Consider the following 24,037-nt stretch of genomic DNA (forward strand, 5'->3'; position numbering starts at 1 on the left):
CCGCGGGCGGCGAGGTCCGGACGACGGACGCTGCACGACGGGCTCCCCGTGCGTGCTGTGCCAGGACGTGCTCCTCGCGCTCAGGGCGGGGCGCGGCGGCAGCGCCGGGCTGCCGGGAGAGTCGAGCATCACTGAGCGGGCAGCAGAGCAGCTCCATCACCGACGACTCCGCGCTCCCCCTGGTCATCGACCATCCGCGTTCCTGCGACGGCGAGCACCAGGCGGTCCAGCCAGGTTCGTCGAGGCCTATTTCGGCGACCGCGGTCTCACTCCGGAGGCGGTCTCGCTGCTGGTCGCCCGAGGCGAACTTGCCCCGAGCCGGGCGATCCGCCAGACACCCCCGGCCATGATCGCCACCAGGGCGAGGTTGCGCAGCGCCTCGACGGCGATCATCCAGGTCTCGCCCCCGAGGAACGGGCCGTAGGCGACGGGGTAGACGAGATAGGTCGCGTAGCCGACGAGCACCATGCCCAGCGCGGGCGGCCACCACCAGCGCAGCGCGCGACCGGCCGGGAGCGTCGCGAGGGCGACCGCGACGGGAGGGCCGAGCCAGGCGACGAACTGCGGCGAGCCGACCTTGTTGAACACGACGAGCGCCACGAGCTGCGTGGCGGCCGAGAGCAGCAGCAGCTCGTGCGCGTGCTCGGGATGGCGCCGGGCGGCCCACAGCGTCAGCACGGCCAGCGCCACGACGACCAGCGGCAGCACCCAGTCGAGGGCGTCGGCGACGGCGGCCGCGGCCGTGCCCTGGAACTCGTAGGTGAAGATCACGTCGTTGTAGTCGATGGCGATGCTCGGGTCCCATAGCCGCGCCACGGAGAACCAGGTGCCGGCCACGGACTCGGCCTGGAGGGTGCGGTCGCCCTGCTCGCCGAACACGCTGAGGGCGCGCGTCCCGGCGCCGCCGGCCAGCGCCAGCCCGACGGCGACGACGGAGACGATCGCGCCGGGGACGACGACGGCGCGCAGCAGGTCGCCCAGGCTGCGGCGGGTCGCGGCGATCGCGACGACGACGGCGCCGGGCGCGATCTTGACCCATGCCCCGGCGGTGGCGACCGCGACGGCGAGGCGCGGGTGCCGTCGGGCCAGGACCAGGGCGACGAGGATCATGGGCGCGACGACGCCGTCGAGCCGGCCGAGGAAGATGGGGCCGAGGGCCAGCAGGAAGAGCAGCCACCACCAGGCGCCGAGGACACCGCGGGGCGTCGAGCGCACCAGCAGGACCGTCGCGACCGCGTTGAGCGCGACGATCATCGCCGTCCACAGGATCTCGTAGCCGAGCAGGTCGTCGGTGACGAGCGAGGGAGCGACCACGGGTGCGAGGGCGCCGGCGGGGTAGACCCAGTCGTAGTCCAGGACGGGCCACTGCCCGGTGTCGAGCCCGTACCGGGCCCACCACTCGTACAGCGTGACGTCGCCGAAGATCGTGTTCTGCCAGGTGATCGCCTCGTGCACCAGGCGGGCGTGCACGACGACGAAGGCGAGGGTCAGCAGCCAGGGCGACTGCAGGAGGCTGCCGCCACGGTCGCTGGTCGTCGACGGCGGCGGCGTGTCGCGCGCGTCGGCGGGCGGGTCGGCAGGCACGCGCCACATCGTGCCAGACGCCACGCCTGATACTGCGTATCGCTTGACTGAGACTGCGTCGCGGAGCACCATGGAGGCAGACCGACGCCGTCGTCCCCAGCCTCTGCGGCGGCGCGGTCGCCCCCGTGGAAAGTGAGCACCGCATGTCCCGCACCGCCCCCGTCCTGCCCGGCGTCACCGCGCCCGACTACGACCTCTCCCAGCCGTCGGACGTCGACTACGCCCAGGCGTTCGCCGACGTCGCGCCGGCCGAGCGCGAGCACCAGCTCGCCGTGCGGCAGTTCGTCCAGGACGAGGTGCTGCCCGTCATCGACGGTTACTGGGAGCGGGCCGAGGTGCCGTTCGACCTGGTCAAGAAGCTCGGCGAGCACGACTTTCTGCGCGACGGCGTCGACGTGCCCGGCCGCCCGAAGGTCTCCTTCATGGCCGAGGGCCTCGCGAGCATGGAGATGTCGCGCGGTGACGGGTCGGTCGCGACCATCTGCGGCGTCCAGGGCGGCCTCGCGCTGCGCTCCATCGTCATGCACGGCTCGCCCGAGCAGGTCGAGCGGTACGCCGAGCCGATGGCGCGTGGCGAGATCCTCGGCGCGTTCGCCCTCACCGAGCCCACGCACGGCTCCGACTCCGTCTCCCTGGAGACCACCGCACGCAAGGAGACGCGTGACGGTGTGGAGGGCTACGTCATCGACGGCGAGAAGAAGTGGATCGGGTTCGGCTCCTGCGGTGACATCACCGTGGTGTGGGCCCGGCTCGACGACCCGGAGGCTGGCGAGCGCAACGGGCAGGTGCACGGGTTCCTCGTGCCGCAGGACGCCCCCGGCTACACCGGCACCACCATCGAGGGCAAGATGGCGCTGCGGGCGATCTGGCAGGCGCACATCGAGCTCGACGGCGTGTTCGTCCGGGCCGACGCCGCGCTGCCCGGCGCCACGTCGTTCAAGGCGACCGCCGCTGTGCTCTTCGCGACGCGCCTCGCCGTGGCGTGGTCCGCCGTCGGGCACGCCGTGGCCTGCTACGAGGCGGCCGTGCAGTACGCGAAGCAGCGGGTCCAGTTCGGCAAGCCGCTCGCCGCGAAGCAGATGGTGCAGGAGCGCCTGACCCGGATGCTCTCCACCGTCACGCAGATGCAGCTCTTGGTGGGGCGCCTCACCGAGCTCGCCGACGCCGGCCTGCTCACCGGTGCGCAGGCGTCGCTCGCCAAGTACACGTGCACCCGCGGGGCGCGCGAGGTGGCCTCCGTCGCCCGCGACATGCTCGGCGGCAACGGCATCCTGCTCGCCAACCGCGTGGCACGGCACTTCGCCGACATCGAGGCGCTGCACACCTACGAGGGCACCGAGTCGATGAACGCGCTCATCGTGGGCCGTGACATCACCGGCATCTCCTCCTTCGCCTGAGACGTCGCAGCGGCACCCCCAGCTCCCGGCGTGGGTCGACGCCGGTCGTGTGCATCACCGTCGTCGTCCACCAGCCGACGGCGCGGTGCACCAGCGGCGAGCGCCGCCCCGAGGGATCCGGGGCGGCGCTCCGTCGTGCTCAGGGTGTGCGACGGAAGGCGCGCTCACGGGTCTGTTCGTGGAGCCGGTCGAGCAGGGCGAGCTGCCGCTGGGCCACCTCGGCCAGCGCGGCGAACCGCGCCGGGTCGAGCCCGACGTCGTCGGCGTACTCCTCCAGGGTCCGCCAGCCACCCAGCTTGCCCAGGACCGCGGACCGCATGAGCTCGACCTCGAGCAGCGGCGTCAGCGGCGAGGTCTGCAGGACCCGCCCGTTGAGCTTGAGGCGCCCGGCGCGCTCCACGACCGCGGCGAGCATCTGCCGGTAGCGACGACGACGGATCCCCAGGGTGGCGAGCAGCGTGCGGTAGAGCTGTCGTTCGCCGCGGACCTGCTCGGCCAGCTCGGCCAGGTCGGCGTGGAACGGGGTGTCGCGATAGCTCTCCACCATGCGCTCGATGCGGTCGAGGCCGGCGGTCGCTCCGGTGAGGTGGTCGGACAGGTAGAGCCCGAACAGCTCGCGGTCGACGTCCGGCGGGACGGCGGCGTCGCGTTCGGCAGGCGGCAGGGGCGACGGTCCGACGGCGAGGCGCGGGCTCGGGCGCAGCGGCGCGGAGCCGAGCCCGCGGCCCTCGGCCATCCCGGCCACGACCTCCTCGAGCGCCTGGGCGGCGCTGTGCCGGGGCTCCCAGCCGAGCTCCGTCGTCGCGCGCGTGGTGTCCATGACCGGCACGCCCATGGCCATGTCGACCCATCCCGGGTCGGTCGGCACGGCGTGGGCGGCGTACGCGGCGGCGAGGGCCGCGCGCACGACCCGTGGCGGCAGCTCGACCGCACGTCCGTGGTCGAGGACGGCGGCCAGATCTGGCCCGCGCAGCAGGTCGTGGGCGGCGACGTTGAACGCACCGGCGGCGCGCTGCTGCACGACCCGGACGTAGGCGTCGGCGGCGTCGTCGGCGTGCACGGCCTGGGCGCGCACGCCGGCCGGCAGCGGCACCAGGGGCAGCCGGTGGTCGTGCAGCAGGCTCACGGGGACGAGGTTGCCCACGAAGTAGCGCACGATCTCGTGCCCGGCGTCGCCCTGGAACACCAGGGCGGTGCGCAGGCGAGCGACGGTCACCTCGGGGTGGTCCCGCTCGAGCTCGTCCAGCACCCGCTCCTGCGCGGCCTTGTCGACGCTGTAGTGCGACGTCGGGATGCCGGTCGCCGGCCAGTCCTCGCGGCGGGGCTCGTCGTCGTCGACCGTCGAGTACGCGCCCACGGAGGAGGCGACCACGAGGTGCGGTACCCCGGCGCGCACGACGGCGCGGGTCACCCGAGCGGTCCCGTCGACGTTTGTCCGCCGCAGCAGGTCCCGGTCACGGTTCGGCTGGATGAGCCACGCGAGGTGCACGACGGCGTCGGCACCGCGGAAGAGGGTGGTCAGCCCGTCCACGACGCTCTCCTCGTCGGGGTCCGAGAGGTCGAGGGCCGCCCACTCGGCGTCGCGGTAGGGGTCGGCGGTCCGGTCCGGCAGGCGCCGGGCCACCCCCAGGACGGAGTCGACCTGCTCGGCTGCTCGCAGGGCACGCAGCACGGCGGTCCCCACGTTCCCGGACTGTCCCACGACGACGACGCGCATGGTTCACCGTGGCATCGAACCCCGGTGGACGCACGGCGTCCGACGGCGGTGCCCGGTGGCGCTCAGGAGCTCCGCAACCGCTCCCGCCAGCGGTCCCAGGGCGGCGCCGTGGCCCAGTTGGCCCGCAGCGTGTTCCACGCCCGCAGCAGCCGACGGCGTCGTCCCGCACGCAGCGACCGGGCGGAGACACCGACGTGCAGCGCGCGCTCGCGCACGATCCGGCGGTGCGGCCCGAGCGCGAAGGCGAGGTCCATGTCGTCGTGCACGTCCGGGTCCACCCGTTCCACCGTCGCGCGCACCTCCTGCCACACGCTGCGCCGCAGCGCCATGCTCGATCCCCACAGGGCGGTGTGCCCGAGCGCCAGCCGGGTCAGGGCGTAGTACGCCCCGAGGTAGACCGAGCAGGCGAGCCGCCCGCCGTACCGCAGGTCGGTGAACGTGCCGGACCCCGTGACGGCGTCCGGCGCCGGGACGGCGGCCATCGACGCGGCGATCGAGCGCACCCAGTCCGGCCCGGGACGGGAGTCCGCGTCGAGGCGCCCGATGACGTCGCCGCGGGCGGCGTCGTACCCGGTGGCAGCCGCCGCGGGGATGCCGCGGTGCGGCTCGTGCACCACCACGGCACCCCACCGACGGGCGACCTGCGCCGTCGTGTCCTGCGAGGCGTTGTCGACCACGACCACCTCGAGCGGTGCCACCGACTGGGCGGCGAGCAGGGCCAGGCACCGGTCGAGCTCGTCCGCGTCGTCGCGGGCGGGGATCACGACGGACACGGTCGGCCGCACCTCGGGCGCCCCGCTCATCGGGCGCTCTCGGCGTCACGCGCGACCACGGCCGCTGCGACGGCGCTGCCGACCAGCGCCGCGGCGAGGTCACCGAGGGTGTCGGTGTACGTGACGAAGATGTCGCCGTCGACGAAGGTGTGCCCCACCCACTCCAGGAGCTCCCAGACCACGGCGACGAGCGACCCCAGCCCGATGATCGACAGGGCGGCGGAGGCACCGGCGTGCCGTGCGGGCGCCACCAGCCCGCCGCGGGCGAGCACCTGGTGGGCGACCGTGGCGATGGCGCCCGTCGTCGCGGCGTGCACCACGAGGTCGAGCCAGGTCACCTTCTCGTAGACCCCGAGCTGGGCACACCAGGCCGCCGCGAGGAGCGCGCCGCAGTACGTCACGTCCAGGGCGGTGCGCGTCCCGACGGCGCGAGGGACCATCGTGCCGCCGAGCACGAGCAGGAACAGTGCGACACCGAGCCAGCCGGCCCGGATGCCGGCCAGGACCACGCTCGCCAGGGCGGCTACCCGCAGCAGGTCGCCCGGGACGCCCCGTGCCGGACCGCCCACTGCCGGGCCGTCCGCTGCCGCGCGCCGGGCCGGTGGTCGGTGGGCGGGGCCCGAGGTCGAGGTCACGCGAACACGGTAGGCGGGAGCCGTGCTGCTCACCCGTCGACGGGTGCTCAGGTCGAGGTCGTCGCCGCGCTGACCGCCGGCACCATGACGGCGACCAGCACTGCCGCGTTGACCTCGTCGACGGCCTTCTTCACCGCCGCGTTCGCCCACGACTGCTGGGCCAGGACGTCCGCGCGCTGCACGGCGGCCTTGCCGCGGCCCGGGGGCACGAGCTTCTTGACCAGTCCGGTGCCGTGCAGCACCGACAGCAGTGCGGCCGTCGCCGGACGCGGCGCCTGCGCGCCGAGCAGCACGGCCTCGCACTCGGCACGCAGCCTCAGCTCGTGGGAGGAGTCGGTGGCGGGCCATGCGGTGGTGGGGAAGATCCTGAGCACACGGCGCTCCTCGCGCTGCAGGACGCCTCGGTCCGCGAGCCCGGCCAGCAACGGTTCGCGCGTCCCCTTGGACAGCGGCCCGATCAGGTCCTTCGGCTTGCGTGGCCGCTGCCCGACGACGGCGAGCGCCTGGTCGAGCGCCGGATGCCCGGTGGGGTACGGGTCGCGTACGACGACGGTGCCTCGTCGCAGCCGGGAGCCGTCTGGCGCGGCCGTGTCCGCCCCGAGGACCTCCACCCGGCCGGCGAGCGCCAGCTCGACCAGCAGGGCGCCTGCGACCCGGTAGTCGAGGTTGCCGACGGCCGGGTCCGGCTTGCCGGTGGTGTCGTCGTAGGTGAGGAGCAGCAGCTCTTCGGCGATGATCATGCTCTGATCCTGCCCGGGGACGGGCGCGGCCGGATCCGTCGCGCGGGGGAGCGAGGTCCGTCCCGCGGTGGACGGGCCGCGCGATGGGCTGGCACGCTCATCATGTGATGGAGGGGTTCGCAGCGATCGTCCTGGCCGCAGTCGTCGGTGCCGTGCTCGGCAGCGCCTCGGCACACGAGCACCTCCGGCGGGCACGGGTCCGTTCGCGCCTCGCCCTGCTCGCACTCGTCTCCGCCATGGTCCTCGTCGGCGGCACGTCGACGCTCGCGGTCGCGCTGTTCACGGGCGCCGTCGTCGGCATGACCGTCGAGATCTTCCGGTCCCGGCGCGACGCCGAACCCCCGCGGACGGGCGAGGCGGCCGGCGTCGAGGCGTCCGAAGCCGCCCCGAGGTAGTCCGGCGCGGTCACCAGGCAGCGCTTCCCGCGGGTTTCGAAACGCGACGAGAGCGCTGTCGAAACGTCCCGGCCTCTTGACCGGTGGTGGGCGGCCTGCTCTAGGGTTCGACCCACCGGGAGAGAAAACGGTTTCGACGACGAGGCCACCCGGTGCGCGACACGACGGCGTGGAGGGGTGCAGGCGATGAGGCGACGGTACGCGGAGGTCCTGGCAGGGGTGACAGGAGCGCGCCTGCTGCTCGCGGCGTGCGCCGACGGGGCCGACCAGGGGCCGGCCACGAGCGACCAGCCGGCCGCCGCGGCCACCGCCTGGGCGCTCTCCGGGGGCAGCGACGTCGTCCTCGAAGGAGCGTTCGACCAGTGGAACCGTGAGCACCCCGGCGAGGAGATCACCGTGTCGTGGCTCGAGAACGACGCCTACAAGGCGCGGATCGGCGAGGCTCTCGACGCCGGCGACCCGCCCACCCTCATCCTGGGCTGGGCGGGCAGCGACCTCGACCGGCTGGTGGCCGACGACGCCGTCGTGGACCTCACCGACGCCGTCGAGCCCGTGCTCGACAGGGTGCTGCCCGCCGTCGCCGCGAACGGTGAGGTCGACGGACGCACCTACGCCGTGCCGAACAACCAGACCCAGCCCGTGGTGCTCTACCACAACGCCGAGGTGCTGGAGGCGGCCGGCGTCGAGCCGCCCGAGACCTACGACGACCTGCTCGCGGCCGTGCCCGTGCTGGAGGAGGCCGGCGTGCTGCCCATCGCGCTCGCGGGAGGCAGCCGGTGGCCCGAGCTCATGTACCTCCAGTACCTCACCGACCGGATCGGCGGCCCGGAGGTCTTCCAACGGGTCGTCGACGGCGAGCCCGGCGCGTGGTCCGACCCCGCGATCCTCGAGGCGCTGCGCCTGATCCGCGAGCTCGTGGACGCGGGCGCCTTCGGCGAGTACTTCACCGAGACCGTCGCGGACGGGTCGGGCGACGTGTCGCTCGTGGCGACCGGCAACGCGGCGTTCGTCCTGCAGGGGGCCTGGGTCTACCCCGACTTCCTCGAGTCGGACCCCGCGCTGGTCGCCCGCGACGGGCTCGGGTTCGCCCCGTTCCCCGTCGTCGACGGCGGGACGGGCGACCCCGACAACGTGGTCGGCAACCCCGCCAACGTCTGGTCCGTGTCCGCCGCCGCCAGCCCCGAGGCGCAGCAGGTCGCGATCGACTTCCTCGTGGAGCAGACGTACGCGGAACGAGAGGTCGAGCGGTTCCTCGTCGTGCGGACCGTCCCGCCGGTGCGCAAGCTCGACCGCCGGCTCGACGGCCTGGAGAGCGAGGACTACCTGCGCTTCGTCCACGACATGGTCGCGTCGGCGCCGCACTTCCAGCTCTCGTGGGACCAGGCGCTCCCCGCCGACCAGTCCGGCCCCCTGCTGGACAACCTGCACCGCGTCTTCACCGGGGAGCTGACCGCGCGCGGCTTCGCCGACGCGATGGACGAGACCCTCTGACCGGAGTTCACACCGGGCGATCAGATCGTGGCCACCTGCTCGCGGCGGTTCACGCGCCACCACACGAAGAAGCCGACCAGGGTGAACGCGCCGTAGAAGACGTACATCAGCGACGTCGCGAAGTAGCCGGCGCTCCACAGCAGCGGCACCCCGACCACGTCCACAGCCACCCAGATCAGCCAGAACTCCACCCAGCCGCGCGCCATGCCATACGTCGCGAGCAGCGAGCCCATGAAGATCCAGGCGTCCGCCCACACCGGCTTGTAGGACCCGAGCGCCGTGAACAGCGGGGTGAGCGCGAGCGTCCCGCCCACCAGCGCGACGACGAGGAACGCGCGCTGCGGCCACGTCGCCCACCGCGGGTGCACTCCCTCGCCGCCCGACGACGGCACCTTGCCGTCCGCGCGGACCTCCAGGTCCTGACGGCGTGTCTCGCGCCACCGCATCCACCCGTACACCGACACGGCGATGAACATGACCTGCCGGCCCGCCTGGCCCAGCATGTCCACGCGGCCGGCGTCGCCGAACAGCGAGCCGAGGAACACGGTGAACAGCAGCAGGTTCCCGACGATCCCCACGGGCCACGCCCACACCTTGCGCCGCATCCCGCCGAGCGCCGACGCCAGCCCGAAGGCGTTGCCGATCACCTCGCGCCACAGGATCTGCTCGGCGCCGACGGTGAATGTCGCGGTGAAGAGCCAGTCGATCATCGTCAGGCCAGCACGTCGCGCACGGCCCGCGCGATGTCGTCGGCGTCGGCGTCCTGGTCCAGGACGGCCACGACGACCCGGCGGTTCGACCCGGCGGCGCCCCCCGACGACGCCGCAGCGGACGGATCGTCCGGTGGATCGCCGTCGGACCCTGCGCCGTCGGCCCCCGGTGCCCAGGCCGCGCGGCGCAGCTCGGCGAACGCCTCCTCCAGGTCGGGGCGCAGGTCGAGGTAGGGGTTGCGCAGCCAGCGGCGCAGCACCGCGTTGTGGACGGCGACGACCGACGCCGCGAACGCGATCGACATGGTCGTCGACGACCGGTCCGCGGGCAGCGTGTCCCGCAGGTACGCGGTGAACGCGCGCTCGTAGCGGTGCGTGGTGACGAGCTCGCGGTCCCGCAGCGCGGGCACCTCCTGCAGCAGCCGGTGCCGCGCCAGGGACGTCTCGCGCTGGCCCACGTGGTGGTCGAACACCAGCCGGGCGGCGCGGCAGACCTCCAGGTACGGGTCGACGGCCGGGTTCCAGACGGTCTCCCGGGCGCCCGCCTCGACGCTGTCGCGGGCCTCGGGTCGGGTAGCGGCCAGCATGACGACCACCTCCTCCAGCAGCAGCTCGTGGTCGGCGAAGACCACGTCCTCCTTCGACCGGAAGCGGCGGAAGAAGGTGGCGCGGCTGACCTGCGCGGCGTCGGCGATCTCCTCGACGGTCGTCTGCTCGTAGCCCTGCCGGGAGAACAGGTCGATCGCGGCGTCGACGGCCTGGGCGTGGGTGTGCGTCCGGACGGCAGTCATGGGCAGGAGGCTACTCCGGGACGAGCCCGCACCGCGCGCGACGTCCGTGCGGGACGGTGTCTCCCCGGCCTCAGTGGTGGAAGCCGGACCGCTGCCCCTCCGACGGCATGGGAGAGCTCAGGCCGTCGAGCCACTCGGTCTCCGTGCGGATGTCCGCCAGGAGGTCGTCGGCAAGGCCACGGCTGATGCCGTTGCGCACCACGATCCGCTGGACCGTCAGGTCCGCGAGGTCGTCGGGCATCGGGTAGGCGGGGATGAGCCAGCCCTTCATCCGGAGCCGGTCCGAGAGGTGGTAGAGGTTCCAGTTCTCGGTGTGGCCGGCCTTGAGCTGCCACGCGAAGACGGGGATGTCCGACCCGTCGTTCCACAGGTCGAAGGCCCCGATGTCCGCGATGCCGTGCGCCAGCAGCTTCGCGATGTCCTGGGACTCCTGCTGGATGGCCGTGTAGCCCTCTCTCCCGAGCCGGAGGAACTGGTAGTACTGCAGGAGCACCTGGGCGCCGGGCCGGGAGAAGTTCAGGGCGAGGGTCGGCATGTCGCCGCCGAGGTAGCTCACCCGGAAGACCAGCTCCTCGGGAAGCGCGTCGAGGGTGCGCCACACGACCCAGCCGACGCCGGGGTAGACGAGGCCGTACTTGTGTCCCGACGTGCTGATCGAGTGCACGCGTGGCAGCCGGAAGTCCCACTCGACGTCGGGCTGGAGGAACGGCGCGATCATCGCGCCGGAGGCACCGTCGACGTGGATCGGGACGTCCAGCCCCGTGCGGGCCTGCAGCGCGTCGAGGGCGGCCGAGATCTCCTGCACGGGCTCGTACATCCCCGTGTACGTCACCCCCATGATCGCGACGACGCCGATCGTGTTCTCGTCGACGTACGCCGTGACGTTGCTCCCGTCGAGGCACGGATGGTCGGCCTCGATCGGGACGTAGCGGGCCTCGATCTCGAAGTAGTTGCAGAACTTCTCCCAGCAGACCTGGACGGCGGAGCTCATGACGAGGTTCGGGCGCTCGGTGGACAGACCCGCCGCGCGCCGGGACGCCTGCCAGCGGCGCTTCAGGGCGAGGCCGCCGAGCATGCACGCCTCGGACGACCCGACGGTGGAGGTCCCGATGCTCGCGGTGACGTCGGGGACGTTCCACAGCGACCCGAGGATGCGCCAGCAACGCTCCTCGATCTCCGCGGTCCGGGGGTACTCGTCCTTGTCGACCATGTTCTTGTCGTAGACCTCGGCGTACAGGCGGTCTGCCTCGTCGCCCATCCACGTCGCGACGAACGTCGCCAGGTTCAGCCGGGAGTTGCCGTCGAGCATCACCTCGTCGTGCACGAGCTGATAGGCCGTCGTCGGGTCCATCTCGGCGTCCGGCATCGTGTCCCGGGGCAGGGCTGACCGCACGGCGTCACGGGTGTAGGTGGGCTTGACCATCAGGCCAGCGCCTTGGCCTTGAGCGCCGCGAACTCGCGCTCGTCGATGGCACCGGAGTCCAGCAGCGCCTTGGCGTCCGCGATCTGCGAGGTCGCGGGCGTCCCGGCGACGTCGCGGATGTACGCCTCCGTCTCCTCCTGTGCGTTCGTCAGGCGCTCCGCGTGGCGGTGCGCCATCCCCCGCCCGCGCGCGATGAGGTAGACCAGCGCGGTCAGGAACGGCAGGACGACGAGAGCGATCAGCCACAGTGCCTTCCACCACCCGCTCAGGTGACGGTCGCGGAACAGGTCGCCGATGATCTGGAAGAGGATCACCAGGTACATGACGAGGAAGAACCACCACGTGAGGAGCCAGAACCAGTCCCAGAACGAGTCCATGTCCGTGCCTTTCGATCGGGCCGACGAGTCAGCCGGCGAGGATGCGTGCCTTCTCCGCCTCGAACTCCGACGGGGAGAGGACTCCTTGGTCGCGCAGTGCGGCGAGCTGGGTGAGCTGGGCGATCCGGTCGTCCGCCGTCGGGGCTGACGCCGTCGGAGCTGGCGCGGGGGCAGGCGGCGGAGGCGGTGCGGACGTCGGTGCGGGCTGCTGCGCTTCCTGCGCCGCCCACCGTCCCGCCTGGCGGCGGGAGACACGGTTGGAGACGGCCGTGGCCGTCCCGGCGATGGCGGCGGTGCGTGCGACGCCGCGGAGAAGTCCTGGCACGGTGCTGTCCTTTCTCGGGGTCGGGAGTCAGCGGCCCGGCTCGTCGGCGTCCAGGGACGCGAGCAGCGCCTGGACCGGGATGCGCCCGCTCGCCACGAGCCGGGCGCCGTTGCGGCGCAGTGCCGTCGCGAAGGGCGCGGCCCACGCGTTCTCGTAGACCAGGACGGCCGCGGTCGTCCCCGGGGCCACGACGTCGGCCGCCTCGGCGAGGTCGTCCTCGTCCAGCAGCCCCGAGCGGGCGCCGGCGAAGACCTCCAGGCTCGTGGAACCGTCGTCCAGCTCGTCCATCCCGATGCCGACGACGGATCCGTCGGCGTCCCGGCTGACGATCACGAGGTCGAGGATCCGGATGATGCCGCGGTCCACCAGGTCGACGAGGTGCGGGAATGCCGCGTCTCCCGTCGCCCGGTCGGTCGGGAGCTCCACGACGAGGTAGTCGACGGGGCCGCTCTCGGCGAGGTCGTCGCGTCCGTCCTGGAGTCGATCGTCCAGCTGCTCTGCCATCGTCGCCGTCCCTTCGGCCCGTGCCCGCTCGGGAGGCGGGCCCTGGTCCAGGCTCACGCGACGAGGCGCCGATGTCCTCACGCAGAACGCGTGAAAGTGCGGTGGAGCCGGATCCTCAGACGCTGCGGACGCAACGGAAGCCGATGTGCGTGGCCGAGGTGTCGTCGGTCTGGGGCGACCTGGCCGCCGGCCGGAACCGGAGGCAGTACTCGGGCGAGCACAGGTACGAGCCGCCCTTGAGCACACGGCGCGGCACCGCGGGACCGGGTCCGCCGTCCGCCTCGGCCAGCAGTCCGGGGCGGTGGCCCGGATCCACGGGAACCGTCCCCGGGACGTGGTGGCGCGGGGTGTAGGCAGTGCCCGTCCACTCCCAGACGTTGCCGATCATGTCGAAGAGCCCGTAACCGTTGCCCGGGTAGCTGCCCACGGGTGCCGTGGTCGCACCGTAGGGGCCCCGGTGCTCGTACGGGAACCGTCCGAGCCACGTGTTGGCCTGGTAGGACCCGCCCGGGTACGGATCGGTCCCCCAGGCGTAGGGCGGGTTCCCGCCGCGCCCACCACGCGCGGCGTACTCGTGCTCCGCCTCCGTCGGCAGCCGTGCCCCCGCCCATCGTGCGTAGGCCGTGGCGTCCTCGTACGCCACCTGGACCACGGGATGATCCATCCGGTCCTCGATCGACGTGCCCGGACCCTCCGGATGGCGCCACTGGGCACCGGGCTGCCACCGCCACCACTGCTGCCAGTCGCGCAGGTCGACCGGCCCCCGGGTCGGCGTGAAGACGAGGGCTCCCGGAGCCCGTTGCGCGCTGGTGGCTCCCGGCAGGACGCTCGGGTCGAGGGGTCGCTCTGCGACGGTGACGTACCCCGTCTCGGCGACGAAGCGTGCGAAGTCCTGGTTGGTGACGGCGAACCGGTCGATGCGGAACGGCTCCACCGTCCGTCGGTGCGCGGGCCGCTCGTCGGCGTAGAAGTCGTCGCTGCCCATGTCGAAGCTGCCTCGCCGGATCACCACCGATCGCCCGTGCCCGCCCTCGCGTCCTTCGCTCATCGTGTCTCCCTCGCCGATCAGACCAGGACGAGCGCGAAGAGCACCGTGAGCAGCGCGTAGTCGTCACCACGCTGGTCGACGGACTGGATCCGGGCGCTCGACGCCTGGCTGAACTGGATCGACATCTGTCCGCTCCACTTGGAGGACCCGAAGCCGCACCATGTGGTGAGGATCGCCGTGAGTGACAGGACCACGACGGCGACGATCTCCCGGACCCGTTCGAGCGCGACGTGTCCGTCGGCCTCCTCGGTGCTCATCTGCCCCGCCTGTTCGTCGCCCGTGCATGGCGGAGCTCCGCCCGTGCGATCACGCTACGACCGCCGGCCGCGGCCGGCATCGTGCAGATCGCGCGAGACGCCGTCGCCGTCGGCGTGGAGGGTGCGTGCGCGGGGTGCCACCGCTCAAGCGCCGAGCAGACCCAGGTCGACGGCGAGGCCGACGGCCTCACCGCGGGTCGTGGCGCCCAGCTTCCGGTAGATCGAGCCGACCTGCGTGCTCACGGTGTTGCGGGAGACGAACAACCGGTCGCCGATCTCTGCCATCGTGAGGTGCGTCTGCAGGTACGGCAGGAGGCGCAGCTCGGCCGGGGTGAGGGGCGGAGCGCCCGGCGACGCTGCGACATGCTCCAGCCGCTCGAGGAGGGTGGCGGTCTCGTCGGCCAGGAGCCCGAGGTGCGGGCGTCGGCGGAGAAGGCTCGCCGCCTCGTGGGCGAGGTGCAGCGCGGTCACGCGGTCCCCGAGCGTCATGAAGGCGTACCCGAGCTGGAGCCGTACCTTGACGGCGAGGAAGGGCAGGACGTGCGTGCACTGCACCCGGGCCCGCATGCCGCGGGCCAGGAGGCGTTCTGCGGCGACGACGTCGCCCGTGTGCAGCGCCACCCGTGCACGGGCGGCGAGGGCGAGCGTCGTGGTGCTGTAGCCCTCCATGTGGTGCGTGTCGATCACGTCGACCGCAGCCCGGGCATGCTGGGCCGCCGTCGTCCACCGGCCGTCCTCGACGGCAAGGATCGCGAGCTCGGCCTCGCTGAGCAGCACGGAGTCAGGGTTGCCCGCCTGCGTGGCGCACGCGGAGGCCTCGGTGAAGGCGTCGCGCGCGCCGTCTGCGTCGCCGGTCAGCAGGAGCATCGATCCGTGCAGGTGCAGCGCCTGGTCGCGCCACGGGCTCCACGCCGGTTCGTGCTCGACGGCGAAGCGGGTGTGCGCGAGCCCCAGCTCCACGTCGTCGAGGCACATCGCCGCCCGGATCTGGCGACGTGCGGACTCGAGGGCGACACGGTCGTCGTCGGGCAGTGAGTCCGTGTCGACCTGTTCGAGGGCGGCGGCCCACCGTTCGGCGTCCGTCGTCTCGCCGAGCAGGATGGCCTTCCACGCGGCGATGACGGCGAGGGGCGGGCAGGCCTGGATCGCAGCGTCGCCCACGGCGGCGAGCCAGCGGGCGATGACGGCGACCTGACCGCTCTGGTACAGGGGGAGCGCCAGGTCCGCCATGAGGAGGCAGCACCTCTCGCGGTCTCCCGCCGCCAGCAGGTGCTCGACGGCGCGCGGCCCGAGGTCGTTGGCCTCGTACCAGGCCGCGGCCCGACGGTGGAGCGCGGTGACCGCGTCGGGCTCGACGCGGGCGAGCTCGTCGAGCAGGAACTCGCGGAACAGCGTGTGGTACCGGAACCGTCTGCGGCGGTGGTCGAGCGGGATGAGGAAGAGGTTCGAGGTGTCGAGACCTCGCAGGATCGTGGCGGAGCCGCTCGATCCGAGCACAGCGTCGCAGAGGCCCGCGGAGAGGTGGTCCAGCACGGCCGTGCTGCGCAGGAAGTGCTGCGTTCGCACTGGCAGCCGTGCCAGGCACTCGCGGTACAGGTAGTCGGCGACGAACCGGTCGTCGCCCGAGAGTGACGACGCCGCGCCGCCGTCCCGCACGAGGAGCGCGCACAGGAGCAGGCCGGTGGGCCAGCCCTCGCAACGTTCGACGACGGTGGCGAGCGTGCTGTCGTCGACGTCGACCTCGGCGGACGCGAAGAGCGCCCGCGCGCCGGTGACGTCGATCGTCAGGTCGTCGGGCCCGATGTCCATCACGGTGCCCTCGACCCGCCGGCGGGCGAGGTGCGGCTGGTCGTGGCGGCTCGAGATCACGACCTGGGAGCCGGCCGGGACATGGCCGAGGACGATCTCGAGAGCGTCCTGGCAGCCGGGGGAGCCGGCCTCGTGCAGGTCGTCGACGAACAGGACGAACGGGGCGGCGGTCCGTACGAGCGCTGCAGCGAGGAGCGGCGCCGAGCGGCCCAGCACCGTGAGGCCGGTGCCACGCATGTCGGAGACCACCTCGGCGACTTCCGGCGAGACCGGGGCGCACGCGAGCGCGAGCAGGGACAGGAGCGACGCCGGGTCGTCGTCGAGCCGGTCGACGGTGGCCCACACGACCTCTCGGTCCTCCAGGTCCGCCCACTCGGCGAGCATCGTCGACTTGCCGTATCCCGGTGGTGCGGTCACACCGACGACGCGTGCGCCGCTGGCGCGAGCACGATCGATCAGAGGGCGCCGGGACACCGTCCCTCGACGGGTCGTCGGCACCTGGAGCTTGCCGGTGAGCAGCGCGACCCCGAGATCTGGTCGAGCAGTGACCGGTCTCCCGCTCTCCTCGAGCACGTCTCGCAGCCTACGGAGGTGGCGGAGGTCCCTCAACAGCAGGGGTTGCGCACGGTTCGCGGGTGCCGGGCACCAGGTGGCCCCCGGTCAGCTCTCGAAGGGTTCGAAACCGAGGGCGAGCGCGACGTCGGGCGCGGCAGCCACCACGTTGGGCACACCGACGACCGGCACGATCGCGCACAGCACGTCCACGATCTCTGCCGCGGAGGCCCCGGCATTGAGCGCGGCGTCGATCTCCGTGCCGTAGGTCGGTGCCGACCCTCCCACGGCGACGACGGCGGCGAGACGGACGAGTGCGAGGAGCTTTGCCGACAGGACCCCCGGCTCCAGCCCTTGACCGTCCTCGATGCGGGCATCGTTGACCATCAGCCGCTGCAACGTCTCCCCGTAGTCCACGTCGACCGCCCCCTCTCCTCGCCGGCGTACCGACGGCCGACCGTCAGGCAGGACGGCTGACCTCCTGCCAGTCGACACCCGACCCTCGGGCGGCGCATCACCCGGATCGGGTGAGGGTGACGTGGGCCCGGCCGGAATCTCACGCTGTCTGGGTGATGCATGCCCGCGCGAGTGATTCTTAACGTGGGGCCGTCCTCCATCTGCGACCGGACCGAGCGGAGCCCACGATGCGCCCTGACCAGCACACCCGGACGATGTTGCCCATCCCGGACCGCGCCGCTCCCGGCACCATCACCTACGACGCGCGAGACCCGGACACGAAGTTCCCGCCCATCGAGCCGCTGCTGCCGCCGGACGGAGCCCCGAACGTCGTCGTGGTGCTCCTCGACGACGTGGGGTTCGGCGCCTCCAGCACCTTCGGGGGGCCGTGCAACACCCCGACCGCCGAACGCCTCGCCGGCGGCGGGCTCCGGTTCAACCGGTTCCACACGACGGCGCTGTGCGCGCCGACGCGCCAGGCGCTGCTCACGGGCCGCAACCATCACTCGGTCGGCATGGGGAGCATCACGGAGACGGCGACGTCGGCCCCAGGGAACAGCTCGCTCCGCCCCAACACGAAAGCGCCGCTGGCGCTCACGCTGCGACTCAACGGATACTCGACCGCCCAGTTCGGCAAGTGTCACGAGGTGCCTGTGTGGCAGTCGTCGCCGATGGGGCCGTTCGACGCCTGGCCGACAGGAGGCGGAGGGTTCGAGACGTTCTACGGCTTCATCGGCGGCGAGAACAACCAGTGGGACCCGGCGCTGTACGACGGGACGACGCCCGTCGAGCCGCCGGCGACGGCGGAGGAGGGCTACCACCTCACCGAGGATCTCGTGGACCACGCCTCGGCGTGGGTGCGGCAGCAGAAGGCGCTCATGCCGGACAAGCCGTTCTTCGTGTACCTCGCACCCGGTGCCACGCACGCACCTCACCACGTGCCGGCCGAGTGGATCGAGAAGTACCAGGGCGCGTTCGACGACGGCTGGGACGTGCAGCGTGAGCGCACGTTCGCCCGGCAGAAGGAGCTCGGGGTGGTGCCGGTCGACGCGGAGCTGACCGTCAGGCACGACGAGATCCCTGCGTGGGATGACATGCCCGACGAGCTCAAGCCCGTGCTGGCCCGTCAGATGGAGGTCTACGCGGCGTTCATGGAGCACACCGACCACCACGTCGGGCGGTTCGTCGACACGCTCGAGAACCTCGGTGTGCTCGACGACACGCTCGTCTTCTACATCCTCGGCGACAACGGGGCGTCTGCCGAGGGCACGGTGAACGGCGCCTTCAACGAGATGGCGAACTTCAACGGCATGGCCGCTCTCGAGACGCCCGAGTTCATGCGTTCGAAGGTGGACGACTTCGGCTCGCCCGACTCCTACAACCACTACGCGGTCGGGTGGGCGTGGGCGATGAACTCGCCCTTGCAGTGGACCAAGCAGGTGGCGTCCCACTGGGGCGGCACGCGGAACGGGACGGTGGTCCACTGGCCGCGCAGGATCACCGGCGCCGGCGGCCTGCGGTCACAGTTCACCCACGTCGTCGACGTCGCACCGACCGTGCTGGAGGCCGCGGGGATCCCGGAGCCCACGATGGTCAACGGGGTCCTGCAGGCGCCTGTGGAGGGCACGTCGATGCTGTACGCGTTCGACGACGCCGAATCGCCCGAGCGCCACGACCTGCAGTACTTCGAGATGTTCGGCAACCGCGGCGTCTACCACCGGGGCTGGAGCGCGGTCACCAAGCACCGGACGCCGTGGGACATGGTCGGCGGGGACCTGGTGGCGTTCGACGACGACACGTGGGAGCTCTACGACGGCACCACGGACTTCAGCCAGGCGCGCGACCTCGCGGTAGAGCAGCCGGAGATGCTCGCCAAGCTGCAGCGTCTCTGGCTCATCGAGGCGACCAGGTACGGCGTGCTGCCGCTGGACGACCGCACCGCCGATCGGCTCGTGCCCGAGGTCGCCGGGCGACCCACCCTGATCCACGGCGACTCGCAGCTCTTCTTCCCCGGGATGGGGAGGCTCTCGGAGAACAGCGTGGTGAACGTCAAGAACAAGTCGTTCTCGGTGACGGCAGAGGTCGAGGTGGGTGCCGACGGCGCCGACGGGGTGCTCATCGCCCAGGGTGGACGGTTCGGTGGATGGTCCGTGCACACCACCGGTGGCCGGTTGACCTTCACCTACAACGTGCTCGGCATCCATCAGTTCGACGTGGTCGCGGACGAGCCGGTGCCCGCCGGCAAGCAGCAGCTGCGCGCCGAGTTCGCCTACGACGGCGGAGGTCTCGCCAAGGGCGGCGACGTCACCCTCTACCACGACGGTTCCCCGGTCGGGAGCGGACGGGTCGAGGCCACCCAGCCGCTCGTCTTCTCCGCGGACGAGACCACCGACGTGGGGCGCGAGTCAGGAACCTGTGTGTCCAGGGCCTACAGCGCCCGGACGAGCAGGTTCACGGGACGCATCTCGTGGGTCCAGCTGGACGTGGGCAGGGACGATCACGACCACTTCATCAGCCCGGAGGAACGGCTGCGGATCGCGATGGCGCAGCAGTAGGCGGTGCTGCCCGAGAGCTCGTCCACCGACACCCCGAGCTCGCTCTCGAACCGCAGCATCTGGTCCTCGTCGTCGACCCACCACGTCTGCTCGCCGCCGTCCTCCTCGGACGTCAGGCGGTACGGCGTGGTGCCTCGGTGAGGTCGCCGTCGGCGTCGGTGGATCGCAGACGCATCGCGGCGGCCTCGCCGTCGTCGTCGTACTCCAGGGCGCCGGTGGCGTCGTCGCCGGCGCCCTCGGGTACGTCCCCCACGAAGCTGAAGGTGGGTGCCTCCCGGTGGCCGGCGGCGACCCGGTCGGGTCCAGCGGGCGGGACGGGGCTCGCGGGCGCAGGTGAGGTTTGCCTATCCTGGCCCGGTGACGTCTCCGCTCCTCGACCTGCGTGCGCTGCGCGTGCGGCACCACGTGCCCCACGACGACGGCGGGCACCACCTCGGTGCCCCGGCGCCCGACGGCGTCGACCTCGTCGTGGAGCCGGGCGAGGTCGTCCTGCTGCTCGGGCCGTCCGGCTGCGGCAAGTCCACGCTGGCGCTCGCCACGAACGGGCTCGTGCCGCAGGTCGTCGGTGCCGAGACCGACGGCACCGTGCACGTCGGGGGCCAGGACGTCGCGCGGTCGAGGCCACCGCTGCTCGCCGCCGACGTCGCGATGGTCTTCCAGGACCCCGACGCGCAGGTGGTCACCGGGTCCGTGCTCGACGAGGTCTGCTTCGCCCCCGGGAACCTGTGCCTGCCCGTCGAGGAGGTGCTGGCCCGCGCGGAGACCGCCCTGCGACAGGTCGGGCTCTGGGAGCGCCGCCACGACGACCCGGCCGTCCTGTCCGGCGGCGGACGCCAACGGCTGGCGCTCGGCTGTGCCCTCGCGACGGGTGCCCGGCTGCTCGTGCTCGACGAGCCCACGGCGAACCTCGACCCGGCCGGGGTCGAGGAGGTCTACGACGTCCTGCGCTCGATCGCCGCCACCGGTGAGCGCGGGGTGCTGCTCGTCGAGCACGACCTCGACGCCGCCGTACCCGTCGCCGACCGCGTGGTGGTGCTCGACCGCGCGGGGCGTCCGGCGACCGTCGGTCCCGTGCGCGAGGTCCTCGCCGGCCAGGCCGAGCTGCTCGCCGACCTGGGGGTCTGGCTGCCCACCGCCACCCTCGCCGCGCTGCGGCTCCGCGCGGCCGGGATGCCTGTCGACCCGCTTCCTCTCACGCCTGACGAGCTCGCCACCGTGCTCACGAGCGCCCTCGACGGGACCGCGGCCGTTCCCGCACCGACCCTGGCCTCGGCGGCACCTCGCCCTGCCGCGCCGACACCGCCGGTGATCAGCGTCGACCGCCTCACGGTGCGCCGCGGCGGGCGCACCGTGCTCGACGACGTGTGCCTCGACGTCGCGCCCGGCGAGCTCCTCGCCCTGGTCGGCGGCAACGGCGCGGGCAAGACGACGCTCGCCCAGGTCGTCGCCGGCGCGCTCCGGCCTCCACGGCGCGCCGTCACCGGCACCGTCCGGGTGGCCGGGCTCGACCCCCGCCGGGCCGAGCCCACCGACCTCACCACCGCCGTCGGCTTCGTCTTCCAGAACCCCGAGCACCAGTTCGTCACCGGCCGCGTCGACGACGAGCTCGCGCACGGGCTGCGCGTGCGCGGCGTGCCCGCCGCCGAGGTCACCGCCCGGGTGGACGACGTCCTCGAACGCTTCGGCCTCGCCGACCTGCGCGACCGCCACCCCTTCTGGCTCTCCGGCGGGCAGAAGCGCCGGCTCTCGGTCGGCACCGCGATCGTGTGCCGGCCCGAGGTGCTCGTCCTCGACGAGCCCACGTACGGCCAGGACCGCGAGCGCGCCGTCGAGCTCCTCGACCTGCTCACCGACCTGCACGACGACGGCACCACGGTCGTGGTGGTCAGCCACGACATGCAGCTGGTCGCCGAGCACGCCACCCGCGTGGTGGCGCTCGCGGACGGGCGGGTGCTGGCCGACGGGCGGCCCGACGTCGTGCTCGGCGACGACGCGCTGCTGGCCGCGGCCGGGTTGCGCGCCCCGCCCCTGGTCCGGGCCACCCGCGGGCTGGGGGACCCCGCCTGGCGGGCGGTCGCGCGGCTCGCCGACCTGCCCGCGGCGCGGTTCGCGCAGGTGGTCGCCGGATGAGCGCCTTCGCGAGCTCTGTGACCTCCGACCTGCCCGCGGCTCCGGCGGCACCCGTGCCGGCCCGCCGCGGGCTGGGCGACCTGCGCACCTACAACCCTCTGGTCAAGATCCTCGGGCCGGTGCCGGTCATGGTCTTCGTGGTGGCCACGCGCGACGTGCTGACCCCGGCCCTGGTGGCGTTCGCGGCGTTCGCGGCGGTGGTCGTCATGGGGCGGCTGCGGATCCGGGCGCTCGCGGCGATGGCGCTGGGGGCGGTGCTGCTCACCCTGGTCATGACGTTGTCGTTCGGGCTGCTGACCGACCCTGCTGCGGTCCGCGGCACGGCGCTGATCGCGACCGTCGGCGGGTTCGAGGTCAGGTCCGGCGCCCTGGTGACCGGCCTGGCGACCGCCGTGCGGACCGTCGCCCTGCTGATGCTCGTGCTGCTCGGCGGACTCACGACGTCGGGTGCGGACTTCGTGCGGGCGCTGACCCAGCAGCTCCGGCTGCCGTACCGGGTCGGGTACGCGGCGCTGGCCGCCCTGCGGTTCGTGCCGCGGTTCTCCCACGAGCTCGAGGTGATCCGCGGTGCCCACCGGGTGCGGGGCGTGGCCGCGGGCCGGGGTCCCTTCGCACCGGTGCGGCGGCAGGCCGGCTACGTGGTGCCGCTGCTCGCCGGCGGCATCCGGCACGCCGAACGGGTGTCGCTGGCCATGGAGGCCCGGGGGTTCGGCGCGCACCCGCGGCGCACCGACCGGGTGACCGTGCCGTTCCACGCGCGTGACGTCGTCCTGCTCCTCTCGTTCTGGGCCGGGGGCGCCGCGTGCGCGCTCCTGGCCGCCACGCTCGTCTGACCATCGGAGTGCCATGAAGAACCTCACCACCCGCTACCTCATGACGTGCGCCGCCATCGGCGCCGCCATGGGGGTGCTCCTCATCCCCGCCAACTTCGTCAGCGCGCCGCTGGCCGCGTCCGCGCCGATGGCCTATGCGCCGCTCGTGGGCCTGTGGGTCATCGGGCCCGTGCTGGCCCTGGCGCTGCTGCGGCGACCGGGAGCCGCCCTGCTCACGACGTTCGTGGCCGGCGTCGTCTCGGCCGCCTCGCCCGTCGGTGCCTGGTCGGTCGTCACGTGCCTCATGGCCGGCGCCGCGGTGGAGCTGGCCTTCCTGCTGACGCGGTACCGCGTGTGGTCGGCGTGGCTGTACTACGTCGACGCGCTGCTGTTCGGCGCGGCGTACGTGGCCTCGGGCTGGGCGGCGTTCCACATGGATGCGATGGCACCGGCCGTGCTGGTGACGTTCGTGGTGCTCATGATGGGCAGCTTCCTGGCGTGCACCTGGCTCGGGCGGCTGCTGGCCCGCCGCCTCGCGCAGGCCGGTGTCGCCCGAGGGCTGACCCCGTCGCGAGGTAGCGCAGCGCCCGCCGAGGTAGCGCAGGCCCCGGCGAGGTAGCGCAGAGGCAGGTCGGGCCGGGCGCCTCAGCGGGACTGCTCGCGCCGGTCCGGCTCGTCGAACCCGACGTGCCGCCGTCGGGAGCGCTGCAGGAACCGGACCTCGCGCACCACGATCGCCGCGGCGAAGACGAACGGCAGCCACGCCCACGGCCGGCCCCGCAGCGCGACGAGGAGGCAGAGCACGGCGACGACGGCGGCCCCGGCCACCATCGCGAGGCTGGACCAGCTGATCGAGCGCACCGTCGAGAGCACGGCTCCGAGCCTACCCATCGTGACCCCCGCCAGGACGAGTACTGTGCTGGACGTGACTTCCGCCGAGACCTCCATGCCCGTCGTCGACGTCTACGTCGATCCCACCTGCCCGTTCGCCTGGGTCACCTCCCGGTGGGCGCTCGAGGTGGCGCAGCACCGCGACGTCGACCTCACCTTCCGGCTGATGAGCCTGTACCTGCTCAACAAGGACAAGGACATCCCCGCGGACTACCGCCGCAAGATCGAGGCGTCCCGCGGCACCGGCCGGGTCGCCGCCGCCGTGCAGACCGAGCACGGGCTCCAGGCCCTGTCCGCCTACTACACGGCGTTCGGCACCCGGTGGCACGACCAGGAGAACAAGGACGTCGACGCCGTGGTCCGCGAGTCGCTCGCCGAGGCCGGCCTGCCCGCGGAGCTGGCCGACGCCGCGACCTCCGACGCGTACGACGACGCGCTCGCCGCCTCGCACCACGCCGGCATGGACCCCGTCGGCGAGGAGGTCGGCACCCCGACCCTGCACGTCGACGGCGTCGCGTTCTTCGGGCCCGTCCTCACCCGCGTGCCCCGCGGCGAGGAGGCGGAGCGCCTCTTCGACGCCGCCGTCACGCTCGCCGCCAACCCGCACTTCTTCGAGCTCAAGCGGACGCGGACCGAGCGTCCGGTCCACGACTGAGCCCCCGACC

Annotated in this window: 25 protein-coding genes; 8 read left to right on the top strand and 17 right to left on the bottom strand. The window is 72.9% G+C overall.

Features of this window, described 5'->3' with window-relative positions; genetic code table 11:
* Positions 1–246 precede the first annotated feature (246 nt).
* Positions 247–1,593 carry a hypothetical protein gene (locus UQW22_RS07940; protein WP_407320749.1) on the bottom strand — a complete coding sequence of 449 codons (1,347 nt, stop codon included), beginning with the start codon at positions 1,591–1,593 and terminating at the stop codon, positions 247–249.
* Positions 1,594–1,727: 134 nt separating this feature from the next.
* On the opposite strand from UQW22_RS07940, the gene UQW22_RS07945 reads away from it, so the two are divergent.
* Positions 1,728–2,981: an acyl-CoA dehydrogenase family protein gene (locus UQW22_RS07945; protein ID WP_407320366.1), complete on the top strand. Its 1,254-nt coding sequence runs from the start codon at positions 1,728–1,730 to the stop codon at positions 2,979–2,981.
* A 139-nt stretch (positions 2,982–3,120) separates the two neighbouring features.
* On the opposite strand, the gene UQW22_RS07950 is transcribed toward UQW22_RS07945, so the two are convergent.
* The 4 genes from UQW22_RS07950 to UQW22_RS07965 all read right to left on the bottom strand — a co-directional run bounded on the left by UQW22_RS07950 (position 3,121) and on the right by UQW22_RS07965 (position 6,846).
* Complete coding sequence (locus UQW22_RS07950) at positions 3,121–4,698, bottom strand: NAD-dependent epimerase/dehydratase family protein (RefSeq protein ID WP_407320367.1); 1,578 nt, start codon at positions 4,696–4,698, stop codon at positions 3,121–3,123.
* Positions 4,699–4,760: 62 nt separating this feature from the next.
* Positions 4,761–5,501: a glycosyltransferase family 2 protein gene (locus tag UQW22_RS07955; RefSeq protein ID WP_407320368.1), complete on the bottom strand. Its 741-nt coding sequence runs from the start codon at positions 5,499–5,501 to the stop codon at positions 4,761–4,763.
* A complete protein-coding gene (locus UQW22_RS07960) occupies positions 5,498–6,106 on the bottom strand; it encodes a hypothetical protein (protein WP_407320369.1) in 609 nt (202 codons plus the stop codon). Before UQW22_RS07960 ends, UQW22_RS07955 begins: the two co-directional genes overlap by 4 nt.
* Before the next feature lie 47 nt (positions 6,107–6,153).
* Positions 6,154–6,846, bottom strand: a complete 693-nt coding sequence (locus tag UQW22_RS07965; protein WP_407320370.1) for a GPP34 family phosphoprotein — start codon at positions 6,844–6,846, stop codon at positions 6,154–6,156.
* 107 nt (positions 6,847–6,953) lie between these two features.
* On the opposite strand from UQW22_RS07965, the gene UQW22_RS07970 reads away from it, so the two are divergent.
* Both UQW22_RS07970 and UQW22_RS07975 read left to right on the top strand, forming a co-directional pair.
* A complete protein-coding gene (locus UQW22_RS07970) occupies positions 6,954–7,241 on the top strand; it encodes a hypothetical protein (RefSeq protein WP_407320371.1) in 288 nt (95 codons plus the stop codon).
* 186 nt (positions 7,242–7,427) lie between these two features.
* Positions 7,428–8,732 carry an ABC transporter substrate-binding protein gene (locus UQW22_RS07975; protein WP_407320372.1) on the top strand — a complete coding sequence of 435 codons (1,305 nt, stop codon included), beginning with the start codon at positions 7,428–7,430 and terminating at the stop codon, positions 8,730–8,732.
* A gap of 20 nt (positions 8,733–8,752) precedes the next feature.
* Here the strand turns inward: UQW22_RS07975 and pnuC are convergent, their stop codons facing one another.
* From pnuC to UQW22_RS08025, 10 genes are all read right to left on the bottom strand, one after another.
* Positions 8,753–9,448: a nicotinamide riboside transporter PnuC gene (pnuC, locus tag UQW22_RS07980; protein ID WP_407320750.1), complete on the bottom strand. Its 696-nt coding sequence runs from the start codon at positions 9,446–9,448 to the stop codon at positions 8,753–8,755.
* The gene (locus UQW22_RS07985; protein WP_407320373.1) at positions 9,445–10,233 is read right to left on the bottom strand and encodes a TetR family transcriptional regulator; all 789 of its coding nucleotides are present in this window, start codon (positions 10,231–10,233) and stop codon (positions 9,445–9,447) included. The genes pnuC and UQW22_RS07985 overlap by 4 nt, the downstream gene beginning before the upstream one ends.
* Positions 10,234–10,303: 70 nt before the next feature.
* The gene (locus UQW22_RS07990) at positions 10,304–11,656 is read right to left on the bottom strand and encodes a glutamate decarboxylase (RefSeq protein WP_407320374.1); all 1,353 of its coding nucleotides are present in this window, start codon (positions 11,654–11,656) and stop codon (positions 10,304–10,306) included.
* On the bottom strand, positions 11,656–12,033 hold the full coding sequence (locus UQW22_RS07995) for an SHOCT domain-containing protein (RefSeq protein WP_407320375.1): 378 nt from the start codon (positions 12,031–12,033) through the stop codon (positions 11,656–11,658). The genes UQW22_RS07990 and UQW22_RS07995 overlap by 1 nt, the downstream gene beginning before the upstream one ends.
* A 28-nt stretch (positions 12,034–12,061) precedes the next feature.
* Positions 12,062–12,358, bottom strand: a complete 297-nt coding sequence (locus tag UQW22_RS08000; RefSeq protein ID WP_407320376.1) for an SHOCT domain-containing protein — start codon at positions 12,356–12,358, stop codon at positions 12,062–12,064.
* A 27-nt stretch (positions 12,359–12,385) separates the two neighbouring features.
* Positions 12,386–12,862 (bottom strand): DUF6325 family protein, encoded by a 477-nt coding sequence (locus tag UQW22_RS08005; RefSeq protein WP_407320377.1) that lies wholly within the window; start codon positions 12,860–12,862, stop codon positions 12,386–12,388.
* A 115-nt stretch (positions 12,863–12,977) separates the two neighbouring features.
* Complete coding sequence (locus UQW22_RS08010) at positions 12,978–13,910, bottom strand: formylglycine-generating enzyme family protein (RefSeq protein WP_407320378.1); 933 nt, start codon at positions 13,908–13,910, stop codon at positions 12,978–12,980.
* 17 nt (positions 13,911–13,927) lie between these two features.
* Entirely contained in the window at positions 13,928–14,167 is a 240-nt protein-coding gene (locus tag UQW22_RS08015) for a hypothetical protein (RefSeq protein ID WP_407320379.1), read from the bottom strand.
* A 144-nt stretch (positions 14,168–14,311) separates the two neighbouring features.
* Positions 14,312–16,549: a LuxR C-terminal-related transcriptional regulator gene (locus tag UQW22_RS08020; RefSeq protein WP_407320380.1), complete on the bottom strand. Its 2,238-nt coding sequence runs from the start codon at positions 16,547–16,549 to the stop codon at positions 14,312–14,314.
* A gap of 87 nt (positions 16,550–16,636) precedes the next feature.
* Positions 16,637–16,945 (bottom strand): carboxymuconolactone decarboxylase family protein, encoded by a 309-nt coding sequence (locus tag UQW22_RS08025; protein WP_407320381.1) that lies wholly within the window; start codon positions 16,943–16,945, stop codon positions 16,637–16,639.
* A 227-nt stretch (positions 16,946–17,172) separates the two neighbouring features.
* Here UQW22_RS08025 and UQW22_RS08030 point away from each other — a divergent pair, with 227 nt between their 5' ends.
* Positions 17,173–19,539 (top strand): sulfatase-like hydrolase/transferase, encoded by a 2,367-nt coding sequence (locus UQW22_RS08030; protein ID WP_407320382.1) that lies wholly within the window; start codon positions 17,173–17,175, stop codon positions 19,537–19,539.
* A 112-nt stretch (positions 19,540–19,651) separates the two neighbouring features.
* On the opposite strand, the gene UQW22_RS08035 is transcribed toward UQW22_RS08030, so the two are convergent.
* The gene (locus tag UQW22_RS08035) at positions 19,652–19,792 is read right to left on the bottom strand and encodes a hypothetical protein (protein ID WP_407320383.1); all 141 of its coding nucleotides are present in this window, start codon (positions 19,790–19,792) and stop codon (positions 19,652–19,654) included.
* A gap of 104 nt (positions 19,793–19,896) precedes the next feature.
* Here UQW22_RS08035 and UQW22_RS08040 point away from each other — a divergent pair, with 104 nt between their 5' ends.
* The 3 genes from UQW22_RS08040 to UQW22_RS08050 are packed head-to-tail and all read left to right on the top strand — an operon-like array spanning position 19,897 to position 23,100.
* Positions 19,897–21,669 (top strand): ABC transporter ATP-binding protein, encoded by a 1,773-nt coding sequence (locus tag UQW22_RS08040; RefSeq protein ID WP_407320384.1) that lies wholly within the window; start codon positions 19,897–19,899, stop codon positions 21,667–21,669.
* Positions 21,666–22,502: an energy-coupling factor transporter transmembrane component T gene (locus UQW22_RS08045; RefSeq protein ID WP_407320385.1), complete on the top strand. Its 837-nt coding sequence runs from the start codon at positions 21,666–21,668 to the stop codon at positions 22,500–22,502. The genes UQW22_RS08040 and UQW22_RS08045 overlap by 4 nt, the downstream gene beginning before the upstream one ends.
* 13 nt (positions 22,503–22,515) lie before the next feature.
* Positions 22,516–23,100, top strand: coding sequence for an ECF transporter S component (locus UQW22_RS08050; protein WP_407320386.1), 585 nt, complete (start codon positions 22,516–22,518; stop codon positions 23,098–23,100).
* Between the two features lie 26 nt (positions 23,101–23,126).
* On the opposite strand, the gene UQW22_RS08055 is transcribed toward UQW22_RS08050, so the two are convergent.
* On the bottom strand, positions 23,127–23,354 hold the full coding sequence (locus UQW22_RS08055; protein ID WP_407320387.1) for a hypothetical protein: 228 nt from the start codon (positions 23,352–23,354) through the stop codon (positions 23,127–23,129).
* A 73-nt stretch (positions 23,355–23,427) separates the two neighbouring features.
* On the opposite strand from UQW22_RS08055, the gene UQW22_RS08060 reads away from it, so the two are divergent.
* Positions 23,428–24,027 (top strand): DsbA family protein, encoded by a 600-nt coding sequence (locus UQW22_RS08060; protein ID WP_407320751.1) that lies wholly within the window; start codon positions 23,428–23,430, stop codon positions 24,025–24,027.
* The last annotated feature ends 10 nt before the right edge of the window (positions 24,028–24,037 follow it).

Source organism: Isoptericola halotolerans (assembly GCF_045689585.1).
Taxonomy (GTDB): domain Bacteria; phylum Actinomycetota; class Actinomycetes; order Actinomycetales; family Cellulomonadaceae; genus Isoptericola; species Isoptericola halotolerans_B.